The sequence below is a fragment of the Amycolatopsis sp. NPDC051106 genome (assembly GCF_040682775.1).
Classification (GTDB): domain Bacteria; phylum Actinomycetota; class Actinomycetes; order Mycobacteriales; family Pseudonocardiaceae; genus Amycolatopsis.
The window spans coordinates 1-12,425 of record NZ_JBFBBQ010000155.1 but is presented as its reverse complement, the minus strand read 5'-3'; the positions used below and the strand labels follow the sequence as shown (position 1 = coordinate 12,425).

Genomic DNA, 12,425 nt, shown 5'->3' with positions numbered 1-12,425 from the left:
CCCCACGCCTACGAAACAACAGCCCAGCCGGCTACCACACCTGCGATAGCCTGAGCTAACTCATCAACCCTGTCCGCCCAAACGGGGCAAGCCCACCAGGAATGAGTCATTCACTGCATCGAGTTCGGGCCCACACCACCGACCCAAGCCCCGGCAGCGGTGCTGTCCGGAGAGCATGTCCGGCGGTACCGCGAAGCGGCGCCGAGCGGGCCCTGCTCGCGGAATGGCTCGGCCGCCACTGAGCGGCGCGGGTCGGGCGGGCCGCCGCGGCGAAGGTCACGGACAACCCTTTCACCTCGTCAGACACCGTGAACGACTCGTTCATGACGCCCACCCCACCGCCACCGCCGGCACCCGGCCACCACTGAGCGGTTCGTGTGCACTTTCTGCCCAGATGTAACAACTATCGGACTTCCGGCGCCATACGGGGCGGTCCCGGTCCCCGCGCACCTGGAGTTCCCATGTTGCCTTTCCGTCGTCCCCTGCTCTCCCGAAGATCCAGACGTGCCTTGGCCATGGCGGTCGTCGTGCCGCTCGCCGGCGCACTGGCCGTCGCCACACCTGCAGCCGCCGCCGTGCCCGCCGGGTTCGCCGACACCGTCGCGATCGGGGGCCTGACCTCGCCGACCGCCGCGGCGTTCGCCCCCGACGGCCGGGTTTTCATCGCTGAGAAGAGCGGCCTGGTCAAAGTCTTCGACTCCCTCGCCGACCCGACCGCGACCGTGTTCGCGGACCTGCGGACCCCGACCCAGGACTTCTGGGACCGCGGCCTGCTCGGCCTGGCCGTCGACCCCGCGTTCCCCGCCCGGCCGTACGTCTACGTCTCCTACACCCTCGACGCCCTGCCCGGCGGCACCGCGCCGCGCTGGGGCGACACCTGCCCGACGCCGCCCGGCGCGACCGACCAGGGCTGCGTCGTCACCGGCCGGATCTCCCAGCTCACCATGGGCGCGGCCGGCACCGCCGTCAGCGAGAAACCGCTGGTGACCGGCTGGTGCCAGCAGTACCCGAGCCACTCGGTGGGCTCGCTGGCCTTCGGCCCGGACGGTGCGCTCTACGCGGGCGGCGGGGACGGCGCCAGCTTCAACTTCGCCGACTACGGCCAGGTCGGAAACCCCTGCGCCGACCCGCCTTCCCCGGCCGGCACCAACCTCGCCCCGCCGAACGCCGAAGGCGGCGCGCTGCGGTCGCAGTCCCCGCGCCGCGCGGCCGGGCAGCCGGTGCTGCTCAACGGCACGCTCCTGCGCCTCGACCCCGACACCGGCGAAGGCCTGCCCGGCAACCCGTTCGCGAGCAGCTCCGACGCCAACGCCCGGCGCGTGATCGCCTACGGCGCGCGCAACCAGTTCCGGTTCGGGTTCCGGCCCGGGACCGGCGAGCTGTGGGCCGGCGACGTCGGCTGGAACACCTGGGAGGAGATCAACCGCGTCGCGAACGCCGGGGACGCGGTGGCGGAGAACTTCGGCTGGCCCTGCTTCGAAGGTTCCGCGCGACAAGCGGGCTACGACGGCGCGAACCTCGACCGCTGCGAATCGCTCTACACCGGCGGCGGGCAGACCGCGCCGTTCTACGCCTACAACCACAACGCCAAGGTCGTGGCGACCGACCCGTGTCCCACCGGCGGCTCGTCGATCAGCGGGATCGCCTTCGAGTCGGGCAGCAACTACCCCGCCGCGTACGCCGGCGCGCTGTTCTTCGCCGACTCCTCACGCGGGTGCATCTGGGCGATGCAGACGGCGAACGGCCAGCCCAGCCCGAGCCTCCTGGTCCCGTTCGTGACCGGCGCGAACACCCCCGTGCAGGTGCTGACCGGACCCGGTGGCGACGTCTTCTACGTGGCGCTGGGCGCCGGGGAACTGCGTCGCGTGAGCTACCCGGGCGGCACCAACCGCCCGCCGGTCGCCGCGGCCACGGCGACGCCGTCGAGCGGCCCGGCTCCGCTGACCGTCCGGTTCGACGGCACCGGGTCCACCGATCCGGACGCCGGTGACGCGCTCTCCTACGCCTGGGACCTCGACGCCGACGGCGCGTACGACGACTCCGCGGCTCCCGATCCGACCTGGACGTACACCACGGCCGCCGCGGTCGACGCCGGACTGCGGGTGACGGACTCCCACGGCGCGGCGGCCACCACGACGGTCCGGGTGACGGTCGGGACACCCGCCGGGCTCGACCCGGTGCCGGTCATCGACGCCCCCGCCGCGGCGCTGACCTGGGCGGTGGGCCAGACCGTGGCGTTCTCCGGCCGGGCGGTCGACGCCCAGGACGGCACCCTGCCGCCCTCGGCCCTGTCCTGGCGGCTCGCGATCCGGCACTGCGCGGCCAACGGCACCTGCCACACGCACAACGTCCAGGACTTCCCGGGCGTCGCCGCGGGCACGTTCGTCGCGCCGGACCACGAGTACCCGTCGTACCTGCAGCTCACTTTGACAGCGACGGATTCGACCGGCCGGACCGGCTCGAAGACCGTGGATCTGCAACCGAAGACGGTGACGCTGAACTTCACGTCGAGCCCGAACCAGGCGCTGCTCACCGTCGGCGGGACGCAGCAGCGCACGCCGTTCTCGCGGACGGTGATCGCCGGTTCGACCAACTCGATCAGCGCGGACAGCCCGCAGAACCTGCCCCCGCTCAACCTGAAGTACGCCTTCACGAGCTGGGCGCACGGCGGCGCGCGGACGCAGAACATCGTCGCTCCGGCGGCTTCCGCGACCTACCAGGCGAAGTACCGGCTCTGCTGGCTGCTGCAGCCCTGCTGACCGGATGACCCGGCCCCCGCCGCGGGGCCGGGTCATTCTCCGGGCTGCTCGGTCTTCTCCGCCTTCTTCGACTCCTTTTCCGCTTTCTTCGACTCTTTCGCCGCTTCCTTCGACTCCTTCGCGGCTTCCTTCGAGGCTTGTTTCGACTCTTTCGCCGCTTGCTTGTCGTTTGCCGCCGTACCGGTGCCCTGCGCGACCCCGGGCTCTTCCGCGGCCGCCGTCTCGCCGGGCGCGGTGGGCGGCACCGAGGTGAGCTGTGCGTCGGAAGTCGACCGCTGGTCGCTGCTGGCCGGAACGCCCGCGGCGGACGGCGGGTCCACCGGCTGCGAAGCCGAGCCGTCGGCACCGGTCGCCGGGGGCGGCGGCGCCACGTCGGAGGTGCTCGCGCCGATGGTCACCGTCGTGACCAGCGCCGCGCTCGCGACGGCCACCTTCGCCGCCGTGGCCCACGAGAGCGCGGAAGCCCCGGTGCTCGCGGCCGCCCCGGACGAAGCGAGGGACCCGGTGGTGGTCAGCCAGTGCGTCACCACCGGGATGCCCAGGATGAGCGGGGCGACGGCGGCGGGCAGTTCTTCGTTGAGCTCCCGGAGACCGGTGGCCAGCTTCCGGCAGTCCGGGCAGCGGTCGAGGTGCGTCGTGATCCGGTGCGCCTTGTGGTCCCCGACGCCGTCACGCACCCAGCGGGCCAGCTGGCCCGAGACGACCCGGCAGGTACGCCGCCGGGCCTCCGGGACGTGCTGGTCCAGGTAGGCCTGCCGCAGCCCTTCCCGGGCGCGGTAGGCGAGCGCGGCGACGCCGTTCGGCGTCATCCCGAGGTCTTCGGCGATCCGGGACGGCGACTCGCCCTCGATCTCGGTCCGCCACAGCACCGTCCGCCACCGCTCGGGCAGGCTCGCGAACGCGCCCACGGCGACGGTGCCGTGCAGCCGGCTGTCCACCGGCTCGTCGCTGCCCTCGCTCGGCAGGACGTCCGGCACCTCGGCGACCAGCGAAACCGCCGAGTCGCGCCGGCGCCAGCTGATCATCGTGTTCCGGATGGTGGTCAGGAGATAAGGCCGGAATTCCTCGTCCGGTCCCTCGCCCGAGCGCAGAATCCGCAGTACTCGGGTGAATCCTTCGGCGATGAGGTCGTCCCGCTCCGCCGCGTCCGCCGCGATCGCGGCCGCCACCCGGCGGGCTGCGGCCAGATGCCGGTCGTAGAGCTGGCTGTACGCGGCAACGTCCCCGCCGCGCACCGCCTGGATCAAGACCGCGTCGGTCGGGACGTCCGTCGTCCCGGCCACCGCCGGCGCCACCTCGGTCACCCGCACCTCCCCCTTTGCCCGTGCGCTTGCACGTGCAGAACGTCACGCGATAGTCGTCCAACGACGGGCCGGGCGCAAGGTTTCGGCACGGAAAGCCCCTTTTCTTCCGCGGTGAGTGTCCCGCACCCCCGTCTTGTCAGGTGACTGAGCACTCCGGCCGGGTTTCGTCCCGCCCCTGGGGCCCGTCATTGCCGTGGTGTCACGCGGCGGGTAGAGACGAAGGGCGGTGGCCACCGCATCCGTGTCCGATGTGGACGGTCGACGTCCGCCACCAGGAGGGTCTCCCCCATGCGCAGAGTCCGGTGTCTTCTGCTGACCTTGCTGCTCACGGCCTTTTCGGTCACCGCGGTGGCCGAGGCCGCCCCCGCGCCCACGGTGACGGAAGTGCCCGCGAACGCCGGCAAAGGCCGGCCGGTCAGCGGCGCCCAAGGCATCCTCGACCTCGCCGGCCGCGGGTACGTCGAGCAGGAGTATCTTCTGTCCGGGCAGGCCGACACCTACGCCCAGGACGGTCTGTGGACCGGCGACGGCCGCTGGGACACCCGCGTCGCCAGCACCGGAAACGCCTACACCACAAGGATGATCGTGGTGCGGCCGGGCGACCCGGCGCGGTTCACCGGCACCGTGGTGGTCGAATGGCTGAACGTGAGCTTCGGCGTCGACATCCCGGTCGACTTCTCCCAGTCGTACGAGCACTTCCTGCGCGAGGGCTACGCCTACGTCGGGGTGACGACCCAGAAAGCCGGGGCCGACAAGCTGAAGAGCCTCGATCCCGGCCGGTACGGCGCCGTGGACCTCGGCTCCGACACGCTCTCGTACGACGTGTTTTCGCAGGCCGCACAGGCGGTCCGGACGCATCCGGAGCTGCTGGGCGGCCGGGCACCGGCGGTCGTGCTCGGCACCGGGCACTCGCAGTCCGCGTTGCGGCTGACTACCTATGCGAACGCTGTTCAACCGGTGCGGGGAATCTACGACGGCCTCATGATCCACGGCCGGGCGGCCCTGGCGGCCCCGATCGATGACGGCGTCATCGGGCCGCTGTCCGCTCACATCCGCACCGATCTGGCCGTTCCGGTGTTCGTCCTGCAGTCGGAGACGGACGTCGTCGCGTCGGCTTCGGTCCGGCAGGACACCGCCCGGGTGCGAACCTGGGAGGTCGCGGGCACGGCGCACGCCGACCAGTACGGACTGGACCTCTACAACGCGGCGAACGCGCGGGACGGGTCGATCAACGGCGGCGCGCCCACGACGTGCGACAAGCCGGTGAACCGCATGACGTTCCGGTACGCGGAGAACGCCGCGTTCGCGTACCTGGACCGCTGGGCCCGCGGTGGCGCGGCGCCGCCGGCCGCGACGCCGATCTCCTTGCTGCTGGGCCTGTTCATCCGCCGTGACGCCGATCAGAACGCCCTCGGCGGGGTCCGGCTGCCCGACCTCGACGTGCCCGTGGCCGCGTACGCGCCGAACAACAGCGGCGGCAACGTGGCGGGCGCGTGCCTGCTGCTGGGCACGACGACACCGTTGTCAGCGGCGCGGATCCGGCAGCTCTACCCCGACCACGCCACGTACGTCGCGAAGTTCACCGCCGCGGCGGACCGGGCGCTGCGGGCCGGGTACCTCCTGCCCGCCGACCGCGAGGAAGCGGTTGCCCGGGCGACCGCGGCGCCCGTTCCGTAGACCGGGACCGCGAGCCCACCGCCGGGGTGGTGGGCTCGCGGCCGGCGGTTCAGGTGGCGTCGAGCGCGACGATGGAACCTGTTCCACCGAAACAGGAGGCGGACACCCCTTGCGCGGTGCGGGTATAGTGCCGAAAACAGTAACGTGTTCTAGTCTGACGCCGTGGAAGGGACCGGGATGGACGAGCAGGCGATGCGGTATCCGAACCACCTCGGGCATCTGGTCGTCTCCGCCCTGAAGCGCCACCGGGACGCGCCGGTGATGGTGCTGGGCGAGACCACGATGACCGGGGGCGGGACCGCCGAGCAGGTCAGCCAGTACGCCCAGGCCTTCGAGGAGCTCGGGGCCGGCACGGGCGCGGCGGTGGCGCTGCTGTCGCTGAACCGCCCCGAGGTCCTGCTGATCATCGCGGCCGGCCAGCTGCAGGGGTCGCGGCGGACGGCCCTGCACCCGCTGGGCTCGCTCGACGACCACGCCTACATCCTCGGCGACGCCGGGATCACCACGCTGATCATCGACCCGGTGCCGGCGTTCGTCGACCGCGCGCTCGGCCTGCTCGAGAAGGTGCCGGGGCTGACCCAGGTGCTGACCATCGGGCCGGTGCCCGAGCCGCTGGCCCACGTCGGCACGGACCTGACCGCGACCGCCGCGAAGTTCGAGCCGGGCCCGCTGAAGCCCGCCACGCTGCCGCCGGACCAGGTCGTCTCGATCACCTACACCGGCGGGACGACCGGCAAGCCCAAGGGCGTCATGGGCACCGCGCAGGCGATGGCGACGATGACGCAGATCCAGCTCGCCGAATGGGAGTGGCCCGAGGCGCCGAAGTTCCTCATCTGCACGCCGCTTTCCCACGCCGGCGCGGCGTTCTTCGCCCCGACACTGCTGAAGGGCGGCTCCCTGGTCGTCGTGCCGAAGTTCGACCCCGCCGACGTCCTGCGGATCATCGAGGAGGAGCGGATCACGGCCACCATGCTGGTGCCGACCATGCTCTACGCCCTGATGGACCACCCCGACTCGCGCACGCGCGACCTGTCGTCGCTGCAGACGGTCTACTACGGCGCCGCGTCGATCAACCCGGTGCGCCTGAAGGAGGCGATCGACCGGTTCGGCCCGATCTTCGCGCAGTACTACGGCCAGTCCGAGGCGCCGATGGCGATCAGCTACCTCGCCAAGGGCGACCACGACGACGCGCGGCTGTCCTCGTGCGGGCGCCCGTCTGCGTTCCTCCGCACGGCGCTGCTCGGCGCCGACGGCACTCCCGTCGCCCCCGGCGAACCCGGCGAGATCTGCGTGGCCGGCCCGCTGCTGGCGGCCGGCTACTGGAACCTGCCGGAGGTGACGGCGGAGACGTTCCGCGACGGCTGGCTCCACACCGGCGACGTCGCCCGCGAGGACGAGGACGGCTTCTGGTTCATCGTCGACCGCGTCAAGGACATGATCGTCACGGGCGGGTTCAACGTCTTCCCCCGCGAGGTCGAGGACGTGGTGGCCGAGCACCCGGCGATCGCCCAGGTCGGCGTGATCGGCACCCCGGACGAGAAGTGGGGCGAAGCGGTGACGGCGGTGGTGGTCCTGCGCTCCGATGCGGCCGCCGACGACGCCGCGATCGAGCAGCTGACGGGCGAGATCCAGGCGGCGGTGCGGGAGCGGAAGGGCCCGGTGCACGTGCCGAAGCAGGTGATCGTCGCGGCGTCGTTGCCGATGACCGGACTGGGGAAGCCGGACAAGAAGGCGCTGCGGGCCCAGTACGAGCCCAAGAGCGCCGGCGTGTAGGGCGTTATACGGCGGCGACCGCCGTGAGCTTGGCGGGGTTCATCATCCACAGCACCTGGTCGATGCCCTCCGTCGAGGCGGTCACCGTCAGCACCGTGAACACCTCGTCGTCGCGGGACAGCAGCATCGCGTGCGCGCCGTTGACGAGCGCCGGGGTCACCGTCACGCCCACCCAGAAGCGGTCGCGGAACGCGCGGACGTACTTCGCCACCGTCGTCGCGCCGCGCACCGGGATGCGCGAGGCGCGGGCCGCACCGCCGCCGTCGGAGTAGCTGATCACGTCGGCCGCGAACAGCTCCTCCAGTGTCGACAAGTCGCCTTCCTGGGCGGCGGTCACGAACGCGGTCAGGAGCCGCCGTTGCTCGGGCGGCGCGGCCGGCGTGCGCCGCCCCGCGGCGAGGTGCTTGCGCGCGCGGCTGACGAGCTGCCGGGACGCCACCTCCGTCGTCTGCACGATTTCGGCGATCTGGGCGTACGGGTAGTCGAAGGCCTCGCGCAGCACGTAGGCCGCGCGCTCGGTCGGTGTGAGCTTCTCCAGCAGGAGCAGCACCGCGAGCTCCAGCGCGGCGCCGCGCTCCGCCCCCAGCTGCGGATCGGCCGCGGTGTCCACGGGCTCCGGCAGCCACGGGCCGACGTAGGTCTCGTGCCGCGCGTGGGCCGTCTTGGTCGCGTTGATCGCCAGCCGCGTGGTCGTCGTCGCGAGGTAGGCCGCCGGGGTGCGCACCGCGGCCCGGTCACTGGCCTGCCACCGCAGCCAGACCTCCTGGAGCAGGTCCTCCGCGTCGGCGGCGCTGCCGAGCATGCGGTAGGCGATGCCGAACAGCCGCGGCCGCACCGCCGCGAAGACGGCGGCCGCGTCCTCGAGGCCGGTGTCCTCCATGCGCGCGGATCCCTTCCGACGACGGGTTTCGGACGGCAGCGTATCCGCCGCCGGTTGTCACGAACGAGAGCGCTGCCTTGTCTTGACTGGTGCGCACCTCCCGGGCCGTCCGGGCGGGCGCCGAACGGGAGGAACGGACATGAAGGTCGTCGTCATCGGCGGAACCGGCCTGATCGGCACGAACGTGGTCGCGCGGCTGGCCGAACACGGCCACGAGGCGGTCGCCGCCGCCCCCAGCACCGGCGTGAACACCCTGACCGGCGAAGGGCTGAAGGAGGTGCTGCTGGGCGCGGACGTCCTGATCGACGTCTCGAACTCGCCGTCGTTCGCCGACGACGACGTCCTGCACTTCTTCCGCACCTCGACCGGGAACCTCGTGGCGGCGGCGAAGGAAGCGGGCGTCACGCACTACGTCGCGCTGTCGGTGGTGGGCACCGACCGGCAGCCGGACGTCGGGTACTTCCGGGCCAAGGTCGCGCAGGAGAAGCTGATCACCGAGTCGGGCCTGCCGTATTCGATCGTGCGGGCGACGCAGTTCTTCGAGTTCGCCGGCGGGATCGCCGACACCTCGACCACCGACGGCGTCGTGCGGCTGCCCGGCGCCGGCGTGCAGCCGATCGCGGCGGCCGAGGTGTCCGCCGCCGTCGCCCGGACCGCGGCCGGGCAGCCGATCGGCGGCCGCACCGAGATCGCCGGCCCGGAGGTCTTCGGCCTCGACGAGTGGGTGCGCACGGTGCTGACCGCGCGCGAGGACCCGCGCGAGGTCGTCACCGACCCCGAGGCGCCGTACTTCGGCGCGGTGCCGGGACCGGAGGAGCTCCTGCCCGGGCCGGGCGCGACGCTCGCGGAGACGAAGCTCGCCGACTGGCTGGCCCGGTCGTGACCGCACCGCACGGGTGGCCCGGCGCCACCCGTGCGGGTAGGCTCCTAGTCAACTTGTTGACCAGGTGAGGTGAGGCATGACCAGCTTCCGCAAGGCCGTCGAGGCCCGTGATCCCGACGCCATGGCCGCGACCCTGGCCGAGAACGTGGTGTTCCGGAGCCCGGTGGCGTTCCGGCCGTACCCGGGCAAGGCGATCACGGCCGCGATCCTGCGAGGCGTGCTGCGGGTGTTCGAGGACTTCCGGTACGTGCGCGAGCTGAGCGGCGGCGAAGGGCATGACCACGCGCTCGTCTTCGAGGCCCGGATCGGTGACGCGCGCGTCGAGGGCTGCGACTTCCTGCACTTCGACGACGACGGGCTGATCGACGAGTTCACGGTGATGGTCCGCCCGCTGTCGGCCGCGCAGGCGCTGTCGGAAGCGATGGCGGCCCAGTTCGACCAGATCCAGCGCGAAGCACTCAACTAGTTGACTATGTCGCTGCGCAACGCACTACTGGCAGCACTGCTGGAGGGTGAGGCGTCCGGCTACGACCTGGCGAAGGGGTTCGACGCGTCGGTGGCGAACTTCTGGCCGGCGACACCGCAGCAGCTCTACCGCGAACTGGACCGGCTGGCCGCGGACGGCCTGGTCCGCGCCCGCCTGGTCCACCAGGAGAAGCGGCCGGACAAGAGGCTGTTTTCGTTGACGGAGGCGGGTGAGCGGGCCCTCCACGAGTTCACGGCCCGCCCGCCCCGCCCGGGCGTGATCCGCGACGAGCTGCTGATCCAGGTCCAGGCCGTCGACGCCGGCGACGAGGCGGCGGTCCGCCAGGCGCTGAAGGAGCGCATGACCCGGGCGGAGACGAAGATCGCCCGCTACGAACGCCTCCGGGCGGGCCTGCTGGACGGCCGCTTCGAGGACGACTACCTCGCGAACGCCGAGCGGGTGGGGCCGTACCTGACGCTGATGCGCGGGCTGTCGTTCGAGCGGGAGAACCTCCGCTGGTGCGAGCAGTCCTTGAAGATCCTCGAACGCCGGAACGCGGGTGACCAAGTCAGCTGAGGCCGGCGTCGTGGACCAGGATCGCCACCTGGGTGCGGTTCGCCGCCTCCAGCTTGGCCATGATGTGTCCGATGTGGACCTTCACCGTCGACTCGCTCACCACGAGCGCGCGGGCGATCTCCGCGTTGCTCAGCCCGCGTCCGATGTGGACGGCGACGTCGTGCTCGCGCGGAGTCAGCGAAGCCAGCCGGCGCCGGGCCCGCGAACTCCCGCCGCCGGAAGCGAAGTCCGTCAACAGCCGCTTCGTGATCTTCGGGGACAGCATCGCCTCGCCGCGGGCCACCACCCGGACCGCGTTGACCAGCTCGCGCGGCGGTGTGTCCTTCAGCAGGAAGCCCGCCGCGCCGTGGCGCAGGGCCGCGTACACGTACTCGTCGACGTCGAACGTCGTCAGCACGACCACCGCCGGGGCCGCCGGGTGCGCGGCCAGCCGCCGGACCACCTCGATGCCGTCCACCTTCGGCATCTGGACGTCGGTCAGCACCACGTCCGGCCGGAAGCGGTCGGTCAGCTCGACCGCCCGCGCGCCGTTCGTGTCCTCGGCGACCACCTCGACGTCGTCGGCCGACTCGAGGATCATCCGGATGCCGCTGCGGACCAGCTCCTCGTCCTCCAGCAGCACGACCTTGACCGTCACAGTCCCTCCCCCACCGGAAAGCACGCCAGCACCCGGAACCGCCCGTCGCCCGTCGGGCCGGTGCGCAGGTCGCCCCCGGCCAGTTCGACGCGTTCGCGCATGCCCACCAGGCCGTAGCCGGACCCCGGGACGGCGCCGCCGTGCGGGGTCAGCCGGTTCGTCACCTCGACCGCCAGCCGGTCGCCGGTGACGGCCAGCCGGACGTCGACCGCCGCGTGCGGCGCGTGCTTGCCCGCGTTGGTCAGCGCCTCCTGCACCACGCGGTAGACGGCCCGGTCGACCTGGTCCGGGACCGCGGGCAGCGGGTCCGGCAGCGTCAGCTCGACCCGCGCGCCAGTCGCCGCGACCTCGGCCACCAGGTCCTCGAGCGACGCGAGCACCCCCGGGCCCGCGTCCGGGGCGTCGTCGCGCAGCACCCGCAGGACGGCGCGCAGCTCGTCGAGCGCCACCGCGCTGGTGGCCCGGATCGTCTCGGCGGCCTGCTCGGTCTGCTCGTCCGGCGCCCGCAGCGACAGCGCCCCGGCCTGCAGCGCGACCGCCGTCACCCGGTGCGCGACGACGTCGTGCATCTCCCGCGCGATCCGCCGTCGTTCGGCGAAGACGGCCTGGTCGGCCAGCAGCGTCCGGGTGCGCTCGGCCTCCTCGGCGCGGTCCCGCAGCACGCCCAGCAGCGCGGCGCGCTGGTGCATCCACAGCCCGGCCAGCGCCGGGCCGAGCACGAAGAAGCCCAGCACGAGCACGACGAGGGTGAAGCTCGCCGGGTTCCGCAGCACCGGCACGACGTTCCCGGCGATACCGGCGACGACGACCGCGAGGCCGGTCACGACGCTCACGCCGTGCCGGACCGCGACCGAGTACTGCGCCACCATCAGCGGCAGCAGCGTCACCCCGGCCGGCATGCACGCCACCGCGACCAGCAGCACGAGGAACGGCCACCGCCGCCGCGCGAGCAGGGCGAGCCCCGACACGAACACCGCCGGGACGTAGAGCGCCGGGTGCGGGTCCCGCGGGTCGCCGCCGGTCAGGGTCACCACGATCACGGCCGCGGCCACCGCGACGTCGAGCGCGAGCAGCACGACCCGGCCGTCCCACCAGCTCAGCCAGCGCTTCATCGTGTTCAGGTTAGGGCGCGCCGGATCAGCCGTCACGGCGAGCCAGGGTGAACGTGGTCGCTGCCAGAGCGAGCACCACCAGCGCGACGAACACCGCGGTCCCCGGCAGGGCGGACAACGCCGTGCCGCTGAAGGGCAGCGTGGTCGCCGGTACGCCGGTGAGCGCGGAGAGGGTCGTCTCGGCGACGAACGTCCACACCGCGAACACCCCGACGGCGAGCCCGGTGTGCCGCAGCAGCCCGCCCAGCGCGACCCCGGCGAGTCCGGACAGGACGGTCAGCGCGAGCACCCCGCCCACCGCCCTGCCTGCCGCCCCCGCGCCGGCAGGCAGGGCGCCGCCGCCGGTCAGCACCCCGGC

Annotated in this window: 10 protein-coding genes and 1 pseudogene; 6 read left to right on the top strand and 5 right to left on the bottom strand. The window is 72.5% G+C overall.

The features are described from left to right. Positions 1-515 precede the first annotated feature (515 nt). Complete coding sequence (locus tag AB0M83_RS47020) at positions 516-2,759, top strand: PQQ-dependent sugar dehydrogenase (RefSeq protein ID WP_364528822.1); 2,244 nt, start codon at positions 516-518, stop codon at positions 2,757-2,759. Between the two features lie 32 nt (positions 2,760-2,791). Here AB0M83_RS47020 and AB0M83_RS47015 read toward each other — a convergent pair whose 3' ends face one another. Continuing rightward, the gene (locus AB0M83_RS47015) at positions 2,792-4,063 is read right to left on the bottom strand and encodes a sigma-70 family RNA polymerase sigma factor (RefSeq protein ID WP_364528819.1); all 1,272 of its coding nucleotides are present in this window, start codon (positions 4,061-4,063) and stop codon (positions 2,792-2,794) included. Between the two features lie 288 nt (positions 4,064-4,351). Here AB0M83_RS47015 and AB0M83_RS47010 point away from each other — a divergent pair, with 288 nt between their 5' ends. Both AB0M83_RS47010 and fadD8 read left to right on the top strand, forming a co-directional pair. Then, the gene (locus AB0M83_RS47010; protein WP_364528816.1) at positions 4,352-5,740 is read left to right on the top strand and encodes an alpha/beta hydrolase domain-containing protein; all 1,389 of its coding nucleotides are present in this window, start codon (positions 4,352-4,354) and stop codon (positions 5,738-5,740) included. Positions 5,741-5,902: 162 nt separating this feature from the next. Further along, positions 5,903-7,513 carry a fatty-acid--CoA ligase FadD8 gene (fadD8, locus tag AB0M83_RS47005; protein WP_364528813.1) on the top strand — a complete coding sequence of 537 codons (1,611 nt, stop codon included), beginning with the start codon at positions 5,903-5,905 and terminating at the stop codon, positions 7,511-7,513. A gap of 4 nt (positions 7,514-7,517) precedes the next feature. On the opposite strand, the gene AB0M83_RS47000 is transcribed toward fadD8, so the two are convergent. Continuing rightward, positions 7,518-8,393, bottom strand: a complete 876-nt coding sequence (locus AB0M83_RS47000; protein ID WP_364528810.1) for an RNA polymerase sigma-70 factor — start codon at positions 8,391-8,393, stop codon at positions 7,518-7,520. A gap of 139 nt (positions 8,394-8,532) precedes the next feature. Here AB0M83_RS47000 and AB0M83_RS46995 point away from each other — a divergent pair, with 139 nt between their 5' ends. The 3 genes from AB0M83_RS46995 to AB0M83_RS46985 all read left to right on the top strand — a co-directional run bounded on the left by AB0M83_RS46995 (position 8,533) and on the right by AB0M83_RS46985 (position 10,318). Beyond that, complete coding sequence (locus tag AB0M83_RS46995) at positions 8,533-9,276, top strand: SDR family oxidoreductase (protein ID WP_364528807.1); 744 nt, start codon at positions 8,533-8,535, stop codon at positions 9,274-9,276. A gap of 76 nt (positions 9,277-9,352) precedes the next feature. Next, positions 9,353-9,742 (top strand): nuclear transport factor 2 family protein, encoded by a 390-nt coding sequence (locus AB0M83_RS46990; RefSeq protein ID WP_364528804.1) that lies wholly within the window; start codon positions 9,353-9,355, stop codon positions 9,740-9,742. Positions 9,743-9,748: 6 nt separating this feature from the next. Then, complete coding sequence (locus tag AB0M83_RS46985; protein WP_364528801.1) at positions 9,749-10,318, top strand: PadR family transcriptional regulator; 570 nt, start codon at positions 9,749-9,751, stop codon at positions 10,316-10,318. On the opposite strand, the gene AB0M83_RS46980 is transcribed toward AB0M83_RS46985, so the two are convergent. From AB0M83_RS46980 to AB0M83_RS46970, 3 genes and pseudogenes are all read right to left on the bottom strand, one after another. After that, a complete protein-coding gene (locus AB0M83_RS46980; RefSeq protein WP_364528798.1) occupies positions 10,311-10,955 on the bottom strand; it encodes a response regulator transcription factor in 645 nt (214 codons plus the stop codon). The two genes, AB0M83_RS46985 and AB0M83_RS46980, sit on opposite strands and share 8 nt — an antisense overlap. After that, complete coding sequence (locus tag AB0M83_RS46975; RefSeq protein ID WP_364528795.1) at positions 10,952-12,067, bottom strand: histidine kinase; 1,116 nt, start codon at positions 12,065-12,067, stop codon at positions 10,952-10,954. Before AB0M83_RS46975 ends, AB0M83_RS46980 begins: the two co-directional genes overlap by 4 nt. Before the next feature lie 25 nt (positions 12,068-12,092). Beyond that, a pseudogene (locus tag AB0M83_RS46970) lies at positions 12,093-12,425 on the bottom strand (hypothetical protein); the annotation flags it as partial.

Coding starts and splice junctions, on each gene's coding strand:
- AB0M83_RS47020 (WP_364528822.1), top strand. CDS start 516: ATGGCGGTCGTCGTGCCGCTCGCCGGCGCACTGGCCGTCGCCACACCT.
- AB0M83_RS47010 (WP_364528816.1), top strand. CDS start 4,352: ATGCGCAGAGTCCGGTGTCTTCTGCTGACCTTGCTGCTCACGGCCTTT.
- AB0M83_RS47000 (WP_364528810.1), bottom strand. CDS start 8,393: ATGGAGGACACCGGCCTCGAGGACGCGGCCGCCGTCTTCGCGGCGGTG.
- AB0M83_RS46995 (WP_364528807.1), top strand. CDS start 8,533: ATGAAGGTCGTCGTCATCGGCGGAACCGGCCTGATCGGCACGAACGTG.
- AB0M83_RS46990 (WP_364528804.1), top strand. CDS start 9,353: ATGACCAGCTTCCGCAAGGCCGTCGAGGCCCGTGATCCCGACGCCATG.
- AB0M83_RS46985 (WP_364528801.1), top strand. CDS start 9,749: ATGTCGCTGCGCAACGCACTACTGGCAGCACTGCTGGAGGGTGAGGCG.
- AB0M83_RS46975 (WP_364528795.1), bottom strand. CDS start 12,067: ATGAAGCGCTGGCTGAGCTGGTGGGACGGCCGGGTCGTGCTGCTCGCG.